We start from the raw sequence: 1,846 nt of genomic DNA, 5'->3' as shown, positions 1-1,846 counted from the left end.
GGTGGAGCGCTTAGAAGTGAGAATGCCGGTATGAGTAGCGAAAGACAGGTGAGAATCCTGTCCACCGAATGACTAAGGTTTCCTGGGGAAGGCTCGTCCTCCCAGGGTTAGTCGGGACCTAAGTCGAGGCCGAGAGGCGTAGACGATGGATAACAGGTTGAGATTCCTGTACTAGTTATATTTGTTTGAACGATGGAGGGACGCAGCAGGCTAAGGAAGCGCACTGATGGATATGTGCGTCCAAGCAATAAGTCTGAAGTTGAGTTAAATGCTTAACTTTAAGGACAAGTTGTGATGGGGAGCGAAATTAAGTAGCGAAGTAACTGATGTCACACTGCCAAGAAAAGCTTCTAGTTAGAATATAACTACCCGTACCGCAAACCGACACAGGTAGTCGAGGAGAGTATCCTAAGGTGTGCGAGAGAACTCTCGTTAAGGAACTCGGCAAAATGACCCCGTAACTTCGGGAGAAGGGGTGCTGACCGAAAGGTCAGCCGCAGTGAATAGGCCCAAACGACTGTTTATCAAAAACACAGGTTTCTGCAAAATCGTAAGATGACGTATAGGGGCTGACGCCTGCCCGGTGCTGGAAGGTTAAGAGGATGAGTTAGCTTCGGCGAAGCCCAGAATTGAAGCCCCAGTAAACGGCGGCCGTAACTATAACGGTCCTAAGGTAGCGAAATTCCTTGTCGGGTAAGTTCCGACCCGCACGAAAGGCGTAACGATTTGGGCACTGTCTCAACGAGAGACTCGGTGAAATTATAATACCCGTGAAGATGCGGGTTACCCGCGACAGGACGGAAAGACCCCATGGAGCTTTACTGTAGCTTGATATTGAGTGTTTGTATAACTTGTACAGGATAGGTAGGAGCCGTAGAGACCGGAACGCTAGTTTCGGAGGAGGCATTGGTGGGATACTACCCTCGTTGTATGAACACTCTAACCCTCGCCACTAATCGTGGTGGGAGACAGTGTCAGGTGGGCAGTTTGACTGGGGCGGTCGCCTCCTAAAAGGTAACGGAGGCGCCCAAAGGTTCCCTCAGAATGGTTGGAAATCATTCGCAGAGTGTAAAGGCACAAGGGAGCTTGACTGCGAGACTTACAGGTCGAGCAGGGACGAAAGTCGGGCTTAGTGATCCGGTGGTTCCGTATGGAAGGGCCATCGCTCAACGGATAAAAGCTACCCTGGGGATAACAGGCTTATCTCCCCCAAGAGTCCACATCGACGGGGAGGTTTGGCACCTCGATGTCGGCTCATCGCATCCTGGGGCTGTAGTCGGTCCCAAGGGTTGGGCTGTTCGCCCATTAAAGCGGTACGCGAGCTGGGTTCAGAACGTCGTGAGACAGTTCGGTCCCTATCCGTCGCGGGCGTAGGAAATTTGAGAGGAGCTGTCCTTAGTACGAGAGGACCGGGATGGACATACCTCTGGTGTACCAGTTGTTCTGCCAAGGGCATCGCTGGGTAGCTATGTATGGATGAGATAAACGCTGAAAGCATCTAAGTGTGAAGCTCACCTCGAGATTAGATTTCCCATTCCTTTATGGAAGTAAGACCCCTGAAAGATTATCAGGTAGATAGGTTGGAAGTGGAAGTACAGTGATGTATGGAGCGGACCAATACTAATCGGTCGAGGACTTAACCACAAAGTGGTGTGAAACGGTGTACGGCTTAAAAATCAATGATAAATATTAGCTAGTTTTGAGAGAATAAGTTTTCTCAAAAAAAGAGTGTGGTGGCGATAGCAAGAAGGATACACCTGTTCCCATGTCGAACACAGAAGTTAAGCTTCTTAGCGCCAAGAGTAGTTGGGGGTCGCCCCCTGCGAGGGTAGGACGTTGCCATGCT

2 rRNA genes (1 of these 2 cut by a window edge) are annotated in these 1,846 nt (G+C 50.3%); both read left to right on the top strand.

Annotated elements, in window-relative coordinates:
- Window positions 1-1,644 (top strand): 23S ribosomal RNA (locus AC1RPT_RS07515); it begins 1,375 nt to the left of the window's first position.
- A gap of 85 nt (window positions 1,645-1,729) precedes the next feature.
- Window positions 1,730-1,845, top strand: a 5S ribosomal RNA gene (gene rrf, locus AC1RPT_RS07510).
- Window position 1,846: the final 1 nt, after the last annotated feature.

The sequence above is a fragment of the Dellaglioa sp. CoH-56-MRSF-11 genome (assembly GCF_056782135.1).
The sequence above is the reverse complement of the archived record's forward strand: the minus strand, read 5'-3'. Positions and strand labels throughout refer to the sequence as shown.